The organism is Pseudoalteromonas sp. C2R02 (genome assembly GCF_018860845.1).
Lineage (GTDB): Bacteria > Pseudomonadota > Gammaproteobacteria > Enterobacterales > Alteromonadaceae > Pseudoalteromonas.
In genome coordinates, this window is record NZ_JAHKQC010000034.1 from 324,257 (window position 1) to 343,448 (window position 19,192).

Here is a 19,192-nt window from a genome sequence, read left to right on the forward strand (position 1 = left end):
TTGTAACTTGTGAATTTAACAAAGGTGGGATAATTCCCATAGCCATTATAGCTTAAGGCAAATTATGTTTAATAAAATAATAGAATCAGCCATCAATAATCGTTTAATAACCATATTAAGCCTTGTTGCTTTAGTGATCACTTCATTTATTGTGATCCCAAAATTAAATTTAGACGCATTTCCTGATGTAACAAATGTTCAAGTATCAGTTAATACTGAAGCCCCCGGTTTAGCTTCCGAGGAAGTTGAACAGCTTATTACATACCCGATTGAAGCTGTAATGTACGCATTACCAGATGTTGAGCAAGTGCGCTCGATCTCAAAAACGGGTCTTTCTGGTGTTACGGTAGTATTCAAAGAGGGCACTGATATTTACTTTGCTCGGCAATTGGTATTTGAAAGGCTGCAATCAGCTAAAGAACTCATTCCGCAAGGTGTTGGAATGCCAGAAATTGGTCCAAATACCTCAGGGCTTGGTCAAATATTTCAATACTTATTGATTGCGGATGAAAACTCTGGTCTAGATGCTATGGCATTACGAAGTTTAAACGATTGGGTCGTTAAACTACTCATTTTACCAGTTGATGGCGTGACTGACGTATTATCTTACGGTGGCGATGTAAAACAGTACCAAGTAAACGTTAATCCTAATAAATTATTAGCATATAACTTAACCCAAGATGATGTTGTAACTGCTCTTGAAGGTAACAACGAAAATGTTGGTGGCTGGTATATGAACCGTGGCCAAGAGCAACTGGTCATTAGAGGCATGGGCTGGTTTAATAGCTCAATAAAAGGTATCGCAGAAATTAGTCAAACGCCAGTTAAAACCATTAATGGAAAAGTGGTCACTGTTTCTGACATCGCAAAAATAGAATTAGGTAGTGAGATCAGGCAAGGTGCAGTTACTATGACGCGTCGTGCTCAAGGTGACACAATCGAAACCTTAGGCGAAGTCGTATCTGGTGTTGTTTTAAAACGCATGGGAGCAAATACAAAAGCGACAATCGATGGTATTAATCAAAGAATGGAATTAATTCAACAGGCATTGCCTGATGGCGTTACATTGGAAAGTTTCTATGATCAGGCTGATTTAATTTCAAAAGCCGTATCAACAGTTGTTAATGCGTTATTGTTAGCTTTTGTTTTTATTGTCATTATTTTAGCGCTATTTTTAATGGATTTAAGAGCCACATCATTAGTACTCATATCTATTCCTATCGCTATCGCTATCGCCTTAATGATTATGTCATGGTTGGGGTTATCAGCTAATTTAATGTCTTTAGGCGGTATAGCAGTTGCAATAGGAATGCTTGTTGATGGCTCGGTTGTCATGGTAGAAAATATTTATAAACATTTAATCGACCACAATAATTCTAAATCAACTAAAGATCGCGTATTAATCGCTGCAAAAGAAGTCGCTCGTCCTATTTTTTTTGCAGCTTTGATTATACTCGTAGTTTTTTTACCTTTATTTAGCTTTCAAGGCGTGGAAGCTAAATTATTTCAACCTATGGCCATCAGTATCATGCTTGCCATTATAGCCGCTGTTTTTGTTGCACTCATCTGTGTACCTGCATTAGCGGTATTTCTATTTAAGAATGGCATTAAACCAAAAGAAAGTTTTTTATTAAAACCCATAGAGACTTTGTATCATCGAGGGCTGAATTTGGCGATGAGAAGTGTAAAATTAGTGATTGGCATCGCTTTATCTTTAGTTTTATTCACTATTGTATTAATTCCTCAGCTTGGCACTGAATTTGTCCCAGAATTAGAAGAAGGCACACTTAATTTAAGAGTTACTTTAGCACCTTCATCTAGCTTAGATACAAGTTTAACAGTTGCGCCAAAGATTGAAGCTTTATTACTTGAGTTTCCAGAAGTTGAATATGCACTTAGTCGAATTGGTCGCCCAGAACTTGGCGGTGATCCGGAACCTGTGAACAATATCGAAATATATATCGGGTTAAAACCTGTCACACAATGGACTAGTGCTATTAACCGTTTTACGCTGCAAAATCTAATGGAACAAAAATTAGACGTTTTCCCTGGATTACTTTATAACTTCTCTCAGCCTATCGCGAGTCGTGTTGATGAACTGCTCTCAGGTGTTAAAGCACAATTAGCGATAAAATTATTTGGACCAGATTTAGATGTATTAGTATCTAAAGGACAAGAAATTGAAGCCGCTGTAAAGCGTGTACAAGGGGCAAAAGATGTTGCAATGGAACAAATAGCAGGTGAAGCGCAACTTGTTATAAAACCAAACCGTCGCCAATTATCTCGATATGGTTTATCTGTCGGTGATGTTATGGCAGTTGTCAGAGATGGTTTAGGTGGCACTGATGCTGGCCAAATTATAAATGGCAATGAAAGGTATGATATCTATGTACGTTTGGAAGAGAGATTTCGAAAGAACCCACAAGTGATTTCGCAATTAAGAATCAAATCTCCTAGTGGTGCTATTGTACGATTAGAAGATGTTGCAGCTGTTTCAATTTCTTCAGGACCCCCACAAGTAAGGCGTGATGATGTTCAGCGTAGAGTAGTAATACAAGCCAATGTTCAAGGAAGAGATATGGGTAGTGTGGTTGCAGAAATTCAATCAGCAATTGCTAAAAATATCGATTTACCCACGGGTTACTCAACTGCAATTGGTGGTCAATATGAAAACCAGCAAAGGGCACAACAAAGACTATCAATAGTAGTGCCTATATCATTACTGATGATCGCACTCTTATTGTATTTTGCATTTGGCACATTCGGACAAGCCATGTTAATTTTAGTGAACGTGCCTTTAGCAGTGATTGGTGGGGTTGTTGCTTTGTATGTATCAGGGCAATATTTATCGGTTCCCAGCTCAGTTGGTTTTATCACATTATTTGGTGTCGCTGTACTAAATGGCGTGGTAATGGTTGAAAGTATTAATCAAAGAATTACAGCTGGTGAAGATGCCTCTATAGCAGCATTTAATGGAGCAATTGCTAGGTTAAGACCTGTTTTAATGACAGCTTTGACTTCAGCTTTAGGTTTGATCCCTATGTTATTATCTAATGGCATAGGTGCTGAAATTCAAAAACCTTTAGCGACTGTGATAGTAGGGGGTTTAATCACAGCAACATTATTAACTTTGTTTGTAGTGCCTGTATTATTTACGAAATTCTCAAAAGCAAAAATAGCACAGCTATCTTAAGATAAAATAGACAAGCAGCATTAAATGTCGCTTGTCTACTTACCCATTTAACAGAGCACCTTCAATAAAAAACACTGCTTAACATCTATCGACTACACTTTAAGTTTATCACGTCATTTTTAGGTTTTTACAATTGAAAATTTATCTGATGTTATTGTGTATTCTAACTATCTTTAATTTAGCTTTTGCTAATACACAAACCAATTTATTATTTTGCTATGAAGATAAGTCATTACCGCCTTACTTTTTAGGAGAAGGTGCTGATGTGCCAAAAGATAAGCCAGGTGCAACCATTGAATTGATGCGACAATTAGATCTAAAATTCTCTGAATTAAACATCAAATATATTAGAAAGCCCTGGAAAAGATGCTTAGATGATTTATCAAAATCGACTGTGGATGCTGTAATAGGGAGTTATCATGCCGAAAGGGAAAAGTTTGGCGTTTATCCTAAAGTTGTGGACAAAGTTGATCCTTCAAAAGCAATTAGTAAACACGCTGTATGTTTTATTAAAAACAAAAACAGTTCATTTTTTTGGGATGGAAGAAATATACAAGGTAATAATAAAATGGTTATTGCAGTGACTGCTGGATATATGATCATTAAAGTATTAGAAAAACTGCCTGTGATAATACATGAAACTCGGTCTGCCGATCAGGCTTTAATTTTGCTTAAAAAGAAAAGAGTCGATGCCGCTGTATCTTTATGTCAAATAGATAAGTATGCAATGAAAAGACATAATGAACTTGAATCTCAATTTACACTTATGTATCCACCATTGCATGTTAAAAATGGCTATTTAATCGTATCCCACGAGTATTATCAAATTAATGAACCACTGGTACAAAAAATTTGGAATTATCTTATAAATTTAGATAAAAATGCGATTTATAGCGAATATTTTAAATAATTTCTAATAGGTATATCAGCCATTACCCACTTTCAATTAAATAATAATTAAAGTAGCATCCGTTATTCTATTTTTTTACCGAGAGTAATATGGCTCAATTGTACTTTTATTATTCAGCAATGAACGCAGGCAAGTCAACGACTATGCTTCAGTCATCTTTTAATTACCAAGAACGTGGTATGAACCCAGTAATATTCACTGCAAAAATTGATAATAGATTTGGTGAAGGTAAGGTTAGTTCAAGAATTGGATTAGAAGCTGATGCTGAATTGTTTACAGTTGAAACACAGCTATTTGATCATATTGCTACATTAAATGAAAAACAAAAAGTACATTGTGTTTTAATTGATGAAAGTCAGTTTTTAACAAAAGAGCAAGTACATCAAATTTCTGATGTTGTTGATACCTTAAAAATTCCAGTTTTATGTTATGGTCTAAGAACTGACTTTAGGGGGGAGTTATTTACTGGAGCCCAATATTTATTAGCATGGGCAGATAAATTAATTGAATTAAAAACTGTTTGTCATTGTGGCCGAAAAGCCAATATGGTGCTTAGAACAGATGAAAATGGTGTTGCAATGGCTGATGGCGATCAAGTTGAAATCGGCGGAAATGAGCGTTACGTTTCAGTGTGTAGAAAACATTATAAAGACGCATTAAAATAAAAAATTATAAAAAAGCAGGTTCATTACCTGCTTTCCCAATTTAATATCAAGGCTATTTGATATTAATATTTTCGTCTTTCAAGACCCGTTTCAGCCAATATTTTAGCCGATATTTCCTCAACAGAATGCTGTGTAGAATTCAAATATGGAATACGGTTCGTTTTATATAACATCTCAACTTCACGTACTTCAATTCTACACTGCCTCATAGAGGCGTATTTACTGTTTGCGAGCCTTTCGTTTCTAATAGCAGCTAAGCGTTCAGGTTTTATTGTTAAACCAAATATTTTCTTTTTATGCGGCAATAATGAAGGAGGAATTTTAAGATCATCCATATCATCGTCAGTAAAAGGATAGTTTGCCGCTTTTATGCCATATTGTAATGCCAGATATAAACTTGTCGGGGTTTTACCACTTCGACTGACCCCAACTAAAATAATGTCAGCTTCTTCATAATTTTTTAAATTAGCACCGTCATCATTCGCTAACGCATAGTTCACAGCATCAATTCGAAAATCATAACTTTTTTCATGCATACTATGCGTTCTATGGGTACGGGGCACAGGTTCTACTTTGATTTCTTCTTCTATTTGATCACTAAAAACGGTTAAAAAATCATAACACACACCTTGAGATGAATTAATAATATCTGTTAATTCATGATCAACAAAAGTGTAAAAAACCAAAGGTTTTTCACCTTTAGAACTGATAGCTTTATCTATTTGGTTTTTTACTTCTAATGCTTTTTCCTTGGTTTCTACAAATGGGATTGTAATATTTTTAAAATCCACAGGAAATAATGACAGTGTTGCATGGCCAAAAACTTCGGCTGTAATAGCCGTACCATCAGAAATATAAAATGCTGTTCTCAACTGTTTAACCTCAAGTTTTTAAATATCTTGTTTTGTTAAGAATAATATACACTATATTTTGAATATATATCTAAACTGTAAATATATATATCAAAATCACATATTTGTGTATTTACCTGACCCCATTTAGCGGTGTAGAATTAAATTGACCTATTTGGAGGGTCTCATTCGTTAATATTGATAGTTGATACTATGTTGTGAGTTTTTATTGGAACGCAGTTCAACTAAAACAGGGTAAATAGCACTTAGTATCAATCATATAATCTGCTTTTGGAGATAGTTCCGTGCAAGAATCCGTTCTCTGGTATCAAGAACTTGGTATGCAAGATGTTCCTCGTGTTGGTGGTAAAAATGCCTCACTTGGTGAAATGATTTCTAACCTAGCAAATGCTGGTGTTCAAGTCCCTGGTGGATTTGCAACAACATCAGATGCTTTTAACGAGTTCCTTGAGCAATCAGGATTAAATGCTCGCATCTATAATGTATTAGATGACTTAGATGTTGATGATGTGAATAAGTTAGCGCTGGTTGGCGCAGATATTCGTCAATGGATCATTGATACACCTTTTCATGAATCTTTCAATTCAGCTATAAAACAAGCCTATACAGAGCTATGTGACGGCCATGAAGATAATGCATCATTTGCTGTACGTTCTTCAGCAACAGCTGAAGATATGCCTGATGCATCATTCGCAGGACAACAAGAAACTTTCTTAAATGTCCGTGGCATTGATGCTGTAATGGTTGCAATCAAGCATGTTTTTGCTTCTTTATTTAATGATCGTGCTATTTCATATCGTGTTCATCAAGGTTATGACCATCGTGGTGTCGCATTATCTGCTGGTATACAGCGCATGGTAAGATCTGATAAAGCATCATCAGGTGTGATGTTCAGTATAGATACTGAATCTGGTTTTGAAGACGTTGTGTTTATTACCTCAAGCTATGGCTTAGGTGAAATGGTTGTACAAGGCGCTGTTAACCCAGACGAATTCTACGTTCATAAACCAACTCTAGCTGCTGGAAGACCAAGTGTTGTTCGCAGAACTTTAGGCTCAAAAGCGATTGAAATGGTTTATTCTGACGATGAAGGCCATGGCAAGCAAGTTGAAATTATAGACGTACAACAAAGTTTAAGCGACCAATTTTCAATTACTGATGACGAAGTACAAGAGCTTGCAAAACAAGCTGTTATCATCGAAAAACATTATGGCCGAGCGATGGATATCGAATGGGCTAAAGATGGTAACGACGGTAAACTTTATATTGTACAAGCCCGTCCAGAGACTGTTCGCTCTAATGAAGATGCGAATGTTATGGAGCGCTATAAACTAAATGAATCATCAAAAGTAATTGCTGAAGGTCGTGCCATAGGGAATAAAATTGGTAGCGGCACAGTAAGAGTACTTGAGTCAATTGCACAAATGGATCAAGTACAAGTAGGTGATGTTTTAGTAACAGATATGACAGATCCAGATTGGGAACCTATCATGAAACGTGCATCTGCGATTGTTACTAATCGTGGTGGTCGAACATGTCACGCTGCAATTATCGCGCGTGAATTAGGTATTCCGGCAGTAGTAGGTTGTGGTAATGCAACTGATTTAATTAAAGAAAATGATGAAGTTACGGTTTCATGTGCTGAAGGTGATACAGGTTTTATTTATCAAGGTAGATTAAAATTTGATGTCATTACTTCTCGTGTAGATGAAATGCCTGATTTACCAATGAAAGTAATGATGAATGTTGGTAATCCAGATCGCGCATTTGATTTTGCTCGTCTGCCTCATTCAGGTATAGGTTTAGCTCGATTAGAGTTTATTATCAACCGCATGATAGGTGTGCATCCAAAAGCACTGATAAACTTTGCCGAACAAGATGAATCTGTAAAAGATGAAATCAAAGAAATGATGGCCGGTTATGATTCACCAGTTGAGTTTTATGTTAGCAAACTTGTGGAAGGTATCGCTACTTTAGGCTGTGCATTTGCACCTGAAAAAGTAATTGTTCGTATGTCTGATTTTAAATCAAACGAATATGCTAACTTAGTAGGCGGACAACAATACGAACCTGAAGAAGAGAATCCTATGATAGGATTCCGTGGTGCTTCTAGATATATTTCTGAAGATTTCCGCGATTGTTTTGCACTAGAGTGTGAGGCAATTAAACGTGTGCGTAACGATATGGGTCTTACTAATATTGAGATCATGATCCCATTTGTAAGAACCGTTGGTGAAGCAAAACGTGTTATTGAATTACTTGAAGAGCATGGCCTAAAACGTGGTGAAAATGGTTTACGCATTATTATGATGTGTGAATTACCTTCAAATGCGTTATTAGCTGAAGAATTTTTAGAGCATTTTGATGGTTTTTCAATTGGTTCTAACGATTTAACTCAACTGACGTTAGGTTTAGATCGAGATTCAGGTCTTATTGCACATTTATTTGATGAGCGTGATTTAGCCATTAAAAAGCTTTTATCTATGGCAATTCAAACTGCAAAATCCAAAGGTAAATATGTGGGTATTTGTGGTCAAGGACCTTCAGATCATGAAGACTTTGCAGCCTGGTTAGTAGAGCAGGGCATAGATTCTGTATCTTTAAATCCTGATACAGTTTTAAAAACTTGGTTATATTTAGCCGAACAACACGGTAAATAAATATTAATCAGATAAAAAGGAGCTATTAAGCTCCTTTTTTTATACTTCTTTGTTAACAATATGAATAATTATAATAACTGCCAATTAGATGATCCGAGTTTTAACTCCACCATGATATAATTGCCATATCAATTATGTTTTAAATATTTTGACTAAATACAATGATAAAAAAACTATCGCAAACGGACACAGTTTCGGATTTAACAAATCAATTTGTTGAGCAACTTAAGCACACTTCTTTTTCAGGTGAAATTGATATATCGTTTGCAACTCGAGTTGTAACGTCAACTGATAACAGTATTTATCAAGAAACGCCTCAAGCAGTTATCTTCCCAAAAAATGCCAACGATATTCAAATTGCATGTGCACTGACGAATAAGGATATCTTTAAAACTTTATCTTTTGGTCCACGAGGTGGAGGCACAGGTACAAATGGTCAATCCTTAACTCCTGGTATCATGCTCGATTTATCTCGACATATGAGAAACATAATTGAAATAAATGTTGAAGAGTCATGGGTTAAGGTTGAAGCGGGTGTTATTAAAGATCAATTAAATGATTATTTAAGACCTTTTGGCTACTTTTTTGCGCCAGATTTATCTACAAGTAATCGCGCGACTGTAGGCGGTATGATTAATACAGATGCCTCGGGTCAAGGGTCTTTAGTGTATGGTAAAACCAGTGATCATATCTTAGCTATGGATGCTGTATTAATAGATGGCACTGAGTTTTCAACTAATAAAATGCCAGTAGAGCAAGTAAAAGCGCTTGCCAAAGAAAATACTCGCGTAGGCAATCTATACGATACCGTTTTAAATATAGGTTTAGATAATAGGGCACTCATACTAGAAAAATTCCCAAGACTAAACCGTTTCTTAACTGGTTACGATCTCGAAAACATCTTTAATAAAGATTTAAACGAATTTGATCTTGGCCGAGTACTGACAGGCTCGGAAGGTTCATTAGCAGTTATTACCCATGCTAAATTAAATATCACGCCAATTGCTAACTTCAAAACTTTAATTAACATTAAATACGATAGCTTTGATTCGGCATTAAGAAATTCACCATTTTTAGTTGAAGCTCGGGCAACATCAGTAGAGACAGTTGACAGTAAAGTGCTAAATCTTGCAAGAGAAGATATCATTTGGCATTCAGTTTCAGACTTAATTACAGATGTACCAGGCAAAGATATGCAAGGACTCAATATGGTTGAGTTCAATGGTGAAACACAAGAAGAAATTGATGATAAAGTTAAAACCTTATGCTTAAGATTAGACGAACTAATTGCTGATCAACAAGCAGGTTTAATTGGTTATCAGTTACTGACTGATAAAGATGATATATTAAAAATATATGCCATGCGTAAAAAGTCTGTTGGTCTACTTGGCAAAACAGCCAGTAGTAAAAAGCCATTAGCATTTGCAGAAGATACCGCAGTCCCTCCAGAACATCTTGCTGATTATATCCAAGAGTTCAGAAATTTATTAGATTCACATAATTTAGATTATGGCATGTTTGGTCATGTTGATGCAGGTGTTTTACATGTGAGACCCGCATTAGATATGGCAGATCCTGAACAAGAAAAATTGTTAAGGGTCATATCTGATGAAGTTGTAAAACTCACAGCCAAATATGGTGGTTTAATGTGGGGTGAACACGGTAAAGGATATCGTAGTGAATATGGCCCAAACTTTTTTGGTGATGAGCTATTTTCAAAGTTAAGAGAAATAAAAACAGCATTTGATCCAAACAATAAATTAAACCCAGGAAAAATTTGTACTCCTATCGCGAGCGATTCAGAGCTAGTAAGTGTTGACTCACAAAAAAGAGCTTGGTTCGATAAGGAAATTCCAACAAATATAAAAAGTAGTTTTGACAATGCTATGAATTGTAATGGTAACGGTTTGTGCTTTAACTATGATGAAAAGTCACCTATGTGTCCTTCATATAAAGTCACTAAAGATAGACGATATTCTCCTAAGGGTCGTGCTTCTTTAATGCGTGAGTGGTTAAGATTACAAAGTAATAAAGGTGTTGATTTATTACAAACTGAAAATGATATAAATAAACCAAGCAGTACATTTACAGACATCAAAGCTTGGTTTGAAAAACTAAAAAATTCTAAAGCAAAACAACAAGGAAAATATGATTTCTCTCATGAAGTTAAAGAATCTATGGATGAATGTTTAGCATGTAAAGCATGTACTACTGCTTGTCCAATTAATGTTGATGTCCCTACATTTAGATCTCGTTTCTTAAATTATTATCACGATGTTTATGCGCGTCCGTTAAAAGATTATTTCGTTGCAAATATAGAACAAACAGCGCCAATCATGTCTAAGTTTTCAAAAGTGATAAATCCAATTTTAAAAATGAACCTGACTAAAAAAGTTATCCAAAAACAAATTGGTTATGTAGATACACCTTTATTAAGTGAGCCTTCTCTTACTTCACAAGTTAAATCTAAATACGATTTTAATTTTGATAATCTAAAGCAACTCAGTGAAGAAGAAAAATCAAAAACAGTTTTAATTGTTCAAGACCCTTTTACGAGTTTTTATGAAGCGGAATTAGTGGTTAGTTTAATTACATTAATTGAAAAATTAAATCTGCGTCCAGTACTATTACCATTTAAACCCAATGGAAAACCGCAGCATGTAAAAGGATTTCTAAAAGAATTTACCAAAACAGCAAAAACATCTGCAGAGTTTTTAAATCAAGTGAGTAAACTCAATATAAAGATGATTGGTTTAGATGCATCTTTAGTAATGTGTTATCGCGATGAATATAAAACAATTTTAAATACACAAAGAGGGCACTTTGAAGTTTTACTTGCTCATGAATGGTTACAAGATCAAGAATTCCATCCAGCAAAAAATACCAATGATAAAAACTTTGTTTTAATAAATCATTGTACAGAAACAACTGCATTACCCAACACTGTTAATGTTTGGAAAAATATTTTTGAACAATCAAACTTAATTTTAAATTCTGTCAGCACTGGTTGCTGTGGTATGGCAGGCACTTATGGACACGAGGCTAAAAATTTAGATAACTCTCGTGCACTTTATGATATGAGTTGGAAACCAGTTATCGAAAAAAATCAGAGGCATATAATTTTAGCGACTGGATTTTCTTGTAGAAGCCAAGTGAAAAGATTTGAAAACTTTAAGCCTAGGCATCCAATAGAACTATTAGCTGAAATATTATAGATAATAAATTGCGAACCAAAGAAAAATAATTTGGTTCGCAATTAAAATATACCAATTCTATTAGGTTATTGATCTAATATACATTAGGATAAATTTTCAAGAGCACAGGTTTTTTGTTCCAGACAAAACCTGAGTACCTATATCCATATAGGCAAGGCACTTGATTGAGCAATAGCTGGCTATTGGTATTACTTATAATTTTCTTTTTAAACCCGACTTAGCTCTTTCTTTAACATTTGTTTGAATGTAAATTTGATCTGTCGTGGCAATTTTTGAATGACCTAAATCTTCAGATAAATGTTTTAATGGACGTGTTTGCGCATCGTGAGTTGCACCTGTATGCCTCAACCAATGTGCCGTTGCCGCTTTTAATTGTTCCGCATCTTCAGTGAATCCATCTTTAAATAATGATGCTTCAGCTAAATCAAAACTTTGCTGAACTAATCTTCGTAATTGTCGAACTGTCATGCCACCATGACCGCGCAATTTATGAATTATCGGTTCTGGATCATCAGAGCGAGGCAGGGGACTTAAACCCCTAAAGATACGATATCGTTTTAAATAATCTAAAAAATCATCAGATAAAGTAACATCTCTTAATTTATTTCCCTTGCCCATGATCCTTAAAAACCAAAAATTATCATTATCCTGCCAAAAATCAGACATAACAGCCGACCATTGAGGACGTTCAGATAATTCCGAGATCCTTAAATATAACCCCTTAAGACACGCTAAAATAAATAAATTCCTTTCTAAAGTTGGATCCTCTAGACATCTATCTTTGGTTATTCCTAAAACATATTCCCACTGAATATCACTTAATGTATCAGGCATATTGATTTGAGACTGAACAACTAAGTAAGGACTGTTTTTTTTTACCACAGGAACAAAGTTGGCGAATGTTTTTTCTTCTAATATTGCGAACTTATAAAATACATTAAGGGCTGTAAATAGAGATGAGAAACTTTGTTGACTAAGTCCTTGTTCTTTAACTATAAAAGGACGCCAACTTTCATTTTGAATACGCAAGCCATTATTATTTTTATAACGCCATTGAACTGAATCAGCAATCCAATCTGAACTAGGGTTAACTACAAATTCTATATATTCTTCTAAATCTACACGCTTTAGATCAAATACTGATAACGCTTTTACATGCCATGACCAAAGATAAAATCGTTCTAACTCACCTCTAAATCGATTAAATGTGCCTTCTGATTTTCTACCGTATACAAATAAGAACTGATATAAAAAACTTAAATCACTATAAATGTTAAGAATTGACTTACTTTTATTAGCGATAAAATCAGATAACTGAGGGTATTCTTGCTGTAAGGTATTATCTTCAAGATGAGAAATTTGAAGACGCAGCTGCTTTAATGTATCAACCAATGCAATTAGCATATATTTTTAAACTGTATTTTAATTTGGTGTTATTTTAAATAATTACTGTATAAATGTCCAGTTTATTACTTTAAGTCCGATACCTGTTAGTACTGGACATAAAGAGTAAACACAATAATAACTGTATATAAATCAATCTATTTAAGGCTGTTAAATTTATATATACAGGGTCGTATGTAACAAAGATAAATAAACAAACAATTTAACATAATATCAATTATAGGCGATTGCAGTTGCTAATTTATAAAATATAATGGGTCTTGACTTACATAATAATTAAGCATTTTATAGTTGGATATGATGATTTGTACAACGTTATTTATGGAAGTTTAGATTTGGATAATTCTGGTTGATAGATGTGTTCCCTATCAGTTGTATTTAATGAGCGAATAAACTAAATAAATAATACATTCGCTCTTAATATATAAGCCTTAAGCTTCTGACTTATTTGAATATTTTTTAACAAAGTTTTTAATAGATTTACCATTACAACGAACTGAATTCACATTTTCATATTGCTCTTTTACAGCATCTAGCCCTAATTCAACAGCTTTTACGCACAGATCTGATTCCATATTTTCATCAGCTGCATATAATTTCGTTTCTGTAATATTGTCTAGTGTAATTCTTGTATTAACTTTACCGTATTGTTTTACAAAGTCATTTAATGTTTTTGTATTACAATAAAAGTCATTACTATAACTACTTAGATAAATACCATTCTTAGCAGCTAGATTTTTTGCAGCTTTCATTCCTTTATCAGCCGCCATGATACAAATTTGAGATTCAAGATCTAATTCTACCATTTCAAATTCATAACTTTGTGCTTTAACTTGCGCATTAGTTATTAATAATAGACTGCTTAGTGATAATAAAATTTTTTTCATAGGAACCTCAGTAAGTATTAGTTGCTTAAAATAAAGCTGCCGCTTTATTTTGATCGAATTATATACAGTAATAGTTAAACATCAATTGAATTATTTATTTAATTTGATTTAGAATAATGAATTAAAATTACATTAAAACTATATAAATAGATTTATCATTTCATTTACAACTTTTACAACCCTGCTCTATAAGTCTTACTTAATTTAATTTTACTTGTGTTTATTATTTATCACTGTATAGTACGCATCTCTCCGACAGGTGCTAGAGATTTTGAAATAATCCAACTTAATCATATTTTAAGTTCAGCCAAGTTCGGTAAGTCATCTAACAGTTCGTAAAACGAAAAGATGAGTACATAAACTGAGGTTGAAAGCATCTGTGAAATTTATTTTTTCAAATAAATTTACTTCACACTAAGACTGAGATCATGCATTTGAATAAAAACACAACTGTTTTTATCGCATTTTTTTGGATCAAGGGGATGTCTTCTAAGCTTTTGCCTCATTCTTTAAAAGAATAGATAAGAGACATACATGACTGATAGCACAAACATCACTTTTGATTCATTAAACTTAAACCCTTCTGTATTACAAGCGATTACAGAAATGGGTTATACATCTCCTACACCAATTCAAAAACAATCTATACCTGTATTATTAGAAGGTGGTGATGTATTAGGTGAAGCACAAACTGGTACTGGTAAAACCGCAGCATTTGGTTTACCAACAATATCAAGATTAGATCCAAATTTACGTGCACCACAAATGTTAGTTGTGTGCCCTACCCGCGAACTTGCGATTCAAGTAGCTGAAGCTTTATCTGATTTTTGTAAACACATGCGCGGCATGTTCGTTACTACAGTTTACGGTGGCCAATCTTATACGCCACAATTACGTGATTTAAAACGTGGCCCACAAATTGTTGTTGGTACACCTGGCCGTATGATGGATCACATCAAAAAAGGTCGTTTAAATTTAGATAATTTAAAAGCATGTGTACTAGATGAAGCTGATGAAATGCTTAACATGGGCTTTTTAGAAGATATCGAGTGGATTTTAGAGCACGTACCTAATGAAACTCAAATGGCATTTTTCTCTGCAACGATGCCTGCACCTATAAAAAAAATCACGCGCAAATTCTTAACTGATCCAACACATATAAAAATTGAATCAGTTAAAGAAAATAAAGCAAAAATCACACAAAAAGCATGGCGTGTTGGCCGTATTGGTAAAAATACAGGTTTAGAACGCATTGCAGAAGTCGTTGATTATGATGCTATGATTGTTTTTGTTAGAACCAGAAACGATACGATCGTTTTAGCCGAACACCTAAATAGTAAAGGTTTTGCAGCATCAGCATTAAATGGTGATTTACAACAACAAGATCGTGAACGTATTGTAGACCAATTAAAAACAGGTAAAATTGATATTTTAATCGCAACAGATGTTGTAGCACGTGGTCTAGATGTTCCTCGTATTTCACATGTTATAAACTACGACTTACCACATGATCCAGAATCATATGTTCACCGTATCGGTCGTACAGGTCGTGCTGGTCGTGAAGGCGAAGCAATATTATTTGCTACAGGTCGTGAAATGCGTAGCCTACACCGTTTAGAAAGAGTGACTGATGGTCAAATAGGTACATTTGATATGCCAACATCAGAGCAACTTGGTAAAAAACGTGTTGCTAAAACTCAGGAAAAGCTACAAAAAATCATTGAAAGCAATGATTTAGCACAATTCACTGAAATTCTTGAAACTGTTGCAAAAGATACTGAACTATCACCGCTAGAGCTGGCTTCTGCTTTATTGTTTGAAAGACAGATAAAAATGCCATTTTTCCCGAAAGCAGACCCAGTAGAGCGTGCTTCGGATAGAAATGAACGTGGTTCTAGAAACGATCGCAATGATAGAAACGCTAGAAACGATCGTGGTGGTCGTAACAATGACAGAGCTGATCGTGGTGAACGTAGACCTCGTCGTGATAATGGTGAATTTAATACATATCGTTTCAATGTTGGTCGTGCTCAAGGTGTTCGCCCTGGTGATATCGTTGGCGCTGTTGCAAACGAGATTTCAATTAGTGCAAGTGATATCGGACAAATCCGTTTATATGGTGAGTTCACACATGTTGATTTACCAAAAGATATGGACAAGCAAGCTTTTGATAAATTACAAGATGTTCAAATTCGAAGACAAGATATTTCACCAAGTCTAGCAACTGCTGAACAGATTCAAGAAGCAAAGTCTGCGGATCAAAATTCTCAAGAACGTCGTGGCAATGGTAATGATCGTGGAAACAGAAATGATTCACGTCGCGATCAATCTCGTGGTCGTCGAAATGACTCTAGAGGTCGTAGCGATTCTCGTAGCCGTGATGATGTTTGGTCTAAAAAACCACGTGCTAATAGTGGTAATGATTCAGGCAGAATCATTCGTCAATTTTCATAATTGATTCATAAATCAAAAAAGGGTAGCTTAGCTACCCTTTTTTATTTGTCTTAGTTAAAATGCATTTAGATTAAATATTATCGGAAAAATCAATGGATAAGCAAACACAAACAGAACTAGAAGCAGCAGCTTTTAGAAAGTTATTGTCTCATTTAGATGAAAACAAAGATGTGCAAAATATAGATTTAATGATCACAGGTAACTTTTGTCGTAATTGTTTAAGTAAGTGGTTAGTTTCAGAAGCTAAAGAACGTGATATCGCACTTGATATGGATGATGCAAAAGAGTGGGTTTATAAAATGCCTTACAGTGAATGGAAAGAAAATCATCAACTTCCCGCGACTGATGAACAAATGGCTGCATTTAACAAACGTCAAAAATAATATTATCCTCCTTATAAAGTGGGTAATTAATTAGTGACATTAATACCACTTAGATATATAGGAGCATAAAAAAGGCTAGCAAATGCTAGCCTTTATTAATTTGGAACTTAGTTATTTGTTTGTTTTATTCCAAGGAGAATCTTCAGCAGCAACAGGTTTTTTCTCGGACGGTCTAAATTTTTCACATAAACCGATTAAGAAGTTTCTTAATAACTGATCCCCGCAAGGCTTGAAGTTACGTGTACCACGTTTTCTAAATAGCGCAGTAAGTTCAGTTTTAGAAAATCTAAACCCTGCTTTTTTCATCACATCAAGCATATCATCATCTTTAAATTCGAATGCTATTCGTAATTTTTTCATAATAATATTGTTATTTAGTCTTACAACTTCTGCAGCGTTTTTATCAGGCTGTGCTTTGCCATCTTCTCTAACACCGCGATTTTTTATGATTAATCCGTCCAGAAACATTTCTAATACAACATCAGTACATTCAACAAATGCTTCATCTTCATCTTTTTTAAGAAGACAGCTAATTGAGAATTTTGTTATTTTATGTCCTGATAATGCGAAAATATCCGCCATAGATTCTTCACGTAAATTTAAAGCATAACGTAAACGGCGTAGTACTAGGTTATTAATCATAAAAACTCCAAAATAAGGTCGGCTAAAATACCATGAATCCTTAGAATAGTCATGTTACATTCATTAAATCATAAAATAATTGATATTAGTTGATAGCTAATAGCTCTACTTCAAAAATTAATGTTGATCCTGCCGTTATTTTACCAGCGTTTCGGTTGCCATATGCTAAATGACTCGGGATCACAAAACGCATTTTATCACCCACAACCATAAGTTGAACACCTTCAGTCCAACCAGATATCACTTGATTTAAACCAAATGAGATAGGTTTGCCTCGATCTACAGAGCTATCAAATACTGTTCCATCTATTAATGTACCATGGTAATGCACTTTAACTTTACTTGTTCTTGTTGGATGGTCTTCACCCTGTCCTTTTGTGATTACCTTATATTGTAATCCTGAATCAGTTTCTAAAACCCCTTCTTGTGTTTTATTAAATGCTAAATACTCTTTACCTAATTTAATATTCTCTAAAGATACTTTTTTAACATTTGCTTTATTATAAAAATAAAAAACAACTAAAATAATAGCGCCAATCGCTAAAATCATTTTCATTGGATACCCTTAACTTAAACTATTTATATCAACAGCAGCATAATACCTGATAACTTTTTTAAATCTGCAATTTTAGACATAAAAAAACCCGAATTAATCGGGTTTTTTTTATTATTGTTCAGTTATTATACGTAACATACGTCGAAGCGGCTCTGCAGCACCCCATAACAACTGATCTCCTACTGTAAAGGCACTTATATATTCAGGGCCCATCGCGAGTTTACGGATACGCCCAACTGGAATACTTAATGTACCAGTTACATTAACAGGCGTTAAGTCAGTTGATGTTAACTCTCTGTCATTAGGGATCACTTTTACCCAAGGGTTATGCTCTGCCAATATAGATTCAATTTTTTCTACTGAAATATCTTCTTTTAATTTGATTGTCATTGCTTGAGAATGACAACGCATTGCACCTACTCTGACACATAAACCATCAATTGGGATAGGTTGCTGTGATGACCCCAATATTTTATTGGCTTCAACTTGTGCTTTCCATTCTTCTTTACTTTGCCCAGAAGGCATTGGCACATCAATCCAAGGGATCAAACTACCTGCTAAAGGCACTCCAAACTGTGCTGTAGTGAGTGATTCAGATTGTATTTTTTCACTTACTATGCGATCAATTTCTAAAATTGCAGAGTGTGGATCGTCTAACTTATCAGCGACACTTTGATGAACTTCACCCATTTGTTTAATAAGTTCTTTCATATGCCTAGCACCAGAACCTGATGCAGCTTGATAAGTCTGTGGGCTTACCCATTCAATAAGATCTTGCTCGAACAAGCCACCTAGTGCGAGTAACATTAATGAAACAGTGCAATTTCCGCCAACAAAAGTTTTAACGCCTTGTTCTAGCCCTTGAAGAATCACATCTTTATTAACAGGATCTAGTACAATAATGCTGTCATCTTTCATGCGTAAACTAGATGCAGCATCTATCCAATAACCATTCCAACCTGTTTCTTTTAGATGAGGATATACCGCGTTAGTATAATCTCCACCTTGACAGGTTAAAATAATATCCATTTCAGCTAAGGCATCTAAATCCTTGGCATTTAATAATGGCTTACTGGTACCTGCAAAGTCAGGTCCCATCTGTCCCGCTTGAGATGTAGTGAAAAATGTCACATCTAAATTATCAAAATCATTTTCTGTTTGCATTCGGTCCATCAATACTGAACCAACCATGCCGCGCCAACCTACTAGCCCTACTTTTTTCATAGTTAAAAACCCTAAAATTTTTTCATTAAAAACCAATTACAAATTGCGTGAGTTTTTAGATAAATTGGTATATTTGATTGCTGAATTTAGCATTGAAAAGAAGATAAAACTAGCACGAAATTAACAA

13 protein-coding genes are annotated in these 19,192 nt (G+C 34.6%); 7 read left to right on the plus strand and 6 right to left on the minus strand.

From position 1 onward, the window contains the following. The first annotated feature begins 64 nt into the window (after positions 1 to 64). The 3 genes from KO527_RS14685 to KO527_RS14695 all read left to right on the plus strand — a co-directional run bounded on the left by KO527_RS14685 (position 65) and on the right by KO527_RS14695 (position 4,768). Entirely contained in the window at positions 65 to 3,193 is a 3,129-nt protein-coding gene (locus KO527_RS14685) for a CusA/CzcA family heavy metal efflux RND transporter (RefSeq protein WP_216041035.1), read from the plus strand. A 133-nt stretch (positions 3,194 to 3,326) separates the two neighbouring features. Continuing rightward, positions 3,327 to 4,103: a transporter substrate-binding domain-containing protein gene (locus tag KO527_RS14690; RefSeq protein ID WP_216041036.1), complete on the plus strand. Its 777-nt coding sequence runs from the start codon at positions 3,327 to 3,329 to the stop codon at positions 4,101 to 4,103. A gap of 89 nt (positions 4,104 to 4,192) precedes the next feature. Next, a complete protein-coding gene (locus KO527_RS14695; RefSeq protein WP_216041037.1) occupies positions 4,193 to 4,768 on the plus strand; it encodes a thymidine kinase in 576 nt (191 codons plus the stop codon). Positions 4,769 to 4,830: 62 nt separating this feature from the next. Here the strand turns inward: KO527_RS14695 and KO527_RS14700 are convergent, their stop codons facing one another. Continuing rightward, entirely contained in the window at positions 4,831 to 5,640 is an 810-nt protein-coding gene (locus KO527_RS14700; RefSeq protein ID WP_216041038.1) for a pyruvate, water dikinase regulatory protein, read from the minus strand. 284 nt (positions 5,641 to 5,924) lie between these two features. Here KO527_RS14700 and ppsA point away from each other — a divergent pair, with 284 nt between their 5' ends. Continuing rightward, positions 5,925 to 8,300 carry a phosphoenolpyruvate synthase gene (gene ppsA, locus KO527_RS14705; protein WP_216041039.1) on the plus strand — a complete coding sequence of 792 codons (2,376 nt, stop codon included), beginning with the start codon at positions 5,925 to 5,927 and terminating at the stop codon, positions 8,298 to 8,300. 161 nt (positions 8,301 to 8,461) lie between these two features. Then, positions 8,462 to 11,515: an FAD-binding and (Fe-S)-binding domain-containing protein gene (locus KO527_RS14710; protein ID WP_216041040.1), complete on the plus strand. Its 3,054-nt coding sequence runs from the start codon at positions 8,462 to 8,464 to the stop codon at positions 11,513 to 11,515. A 192-nt stretch (positions 11,516 to 11,707) separates the two neighbouring features. Here KO527_RS14710 and KO527_RS14715 read toward each other — a convergent pair whose 3' ends face one another. Both KO527_RS14715 and KO527_RS14720 read right to left on the minus strand, forming a co-directional pair. Further along, a complete protein-coding gene (locus KO527_RS14715) occupies positions 11,708 to 12,919 on the minus strand; it encodes a tyrosine-type recombinase/integrase (protein WP_216041041.1) in 1,212 nt (403 codons plus the stop codon). A gap of 431 nt (positions 12,920 to 13,350) precedes the next feature. Beyond that, complete coding sequence (locus KO527_RS14720; protein ID WP_216041042.1) at positions 13,351 to 13,806, minus strand: hypothetical protein; 456 nt, start codon at positions 13,804 to 13,806, stop codon at positions 13,351 to 13,353. A 534-nt stretch (positions 13,807 to 14,340) separates the two neighbouring features. On the opposite strand from KO527_RS14720, the gene KO527_RS14725 reads away from it, so the two are divergent. Continuing rightward, positions 14,341 to 16,260 (plus strand): DEAD/DEAH box helicase, encoded by a 1,920-nt coding sequence (locus KO527_RS14725; protein WP_216041043.1) that lies wholly within the window; start codon positions 14,341 to 14,343, stop codon positions 16,258 to 16,260. Between the two features lie 92 nt (positions 16,261 to 16,352). Continuing rightward, positions 16,353 to 16,643: a DUF1244 domain-containing protein gene (locus KO527_RS14730; protein WP_216041044.1), complete on the plus strand. Its 291-nt coding sequence runs from the start codon at positions 16,353 to 16,355 to the stop codon at positions 16,641 to 16,643. A gap of 111 nt (positions 16,644 to 16,754) precedes the next feature. Here the strand turns inward: KO527_RS14730 and KO527_RS14735 are convergent, their stop codons facing one another. From KO527_RS14735 to asd, 3 genes are all read right to left on the minus strand, one after another. After that, positions 16,755 to 17,285, minus strand: a complete 531-nt coding sequence (locus tag KO527_RS14735; RefSeq protein WP_216041045.1) for a DUF1456 family protein — start codon at positions 17,283 to 17,285, stop codon at positions 16,755 to 16,757. An 85-nt stretch (positions 17,286 to 17,370) separates the two neighbouring features. Next, positions 17,371 to 17,841: an FKBP-type peptidyl-prolyl cis-trans isomerase gene (locus tag KO527_RS14740; protein WP_216041046.1), complete on the minus strand. Its 471-nt coding sequence runs from the start codon at positions 17,839 to 17,841 to the stop codon at positions 17,371 to 17,373. Positions 17,842 to 17,952: 111 nt separating this feature from the next. Beyond that, positions 17,953 to 19,065, minus strand: a complete 1,113-nt coding sequence (asd, locus tag KO527_RS14745; protein WP_216041047.1) for an aspartate-semialdehyde dehydrogenase — start codon at positions 19,063 to 19,065, stop codon at positions 17,953 to 17,955. Between the last annotated feature and the right edge of the window lie 127 nt (positions 19,066 to 19,192).

Bases quoted from the DNA above. Each gene is read 5' to 3' on its own strand.
- KO527_RS14685 (WP_216041035.1), top strand. From the start codon at position 65: ATGTTTAATAAAATAATAGAATCAGCCATCAATAATCGTTTAATAACC.
- KO527_RS14695 (WP_216041037.1), top strand. From the start codon at position 4,193: ATGGCTCAATTGTACTTTTATTATTCAGCAATGAACGCAGGCAAGTCA.
- KO527_RS14710 (WP_216041040.1), top strand. From the start codon at position 8,462: ATGATAAAAAAACTATCGCAAACGGACACAGTTTCGGATTTAACAAAT.
- KO527_RS14715 (WP_216041041.1), bottom strand. From the start codon at position 12,919: ATGCTAATTGCATTGGTTGATACATTAAAGCAGCTGCGTCTTCAAATT.
- KO527_RS14720 (WP_216041042.1), bottom strand. From the start codon at position 13,806: ATGAAAAAAATTTTATTATCACTAAGCAGTCTATTATTAATAACTAAT.
- KO527_RS14725 (WP_216041043.1), top strand. From the start codon at position 14,341: ATGACTGATAGCACAAACATCACTTTTGATTCATTAAACTTAAACCCT.
- KO527_RS14730 (WP_216041044.1), top strand. From the start codon at position 16,353: ATGGATAAGCAAACACAAACAGAACTAGAAGCAGCAGCTTTTAGAAAG.
- KO527_RS14735 (WP_216041045.1), bottom strand. From the start codon at position 17,285: ATGATTAATAACCTAGTACTACGCCGTTTACGTTATGCTTTAAATTTA.
- KO527_RS14740 (WP_216041046.1), bottom strand. From the start codon at position 17,841: ATGAAAATGATTTTAGCGATTGGCGCTATTATTTTAGTTGTTTTTTAT.
- asd (WP_216041047.1), bottom strand. From the start codon at position 19,065: ATGAAAAAAGTAGGGCTAGTAGGTTGGCGCGGCATGGTTGGTTCAGTA.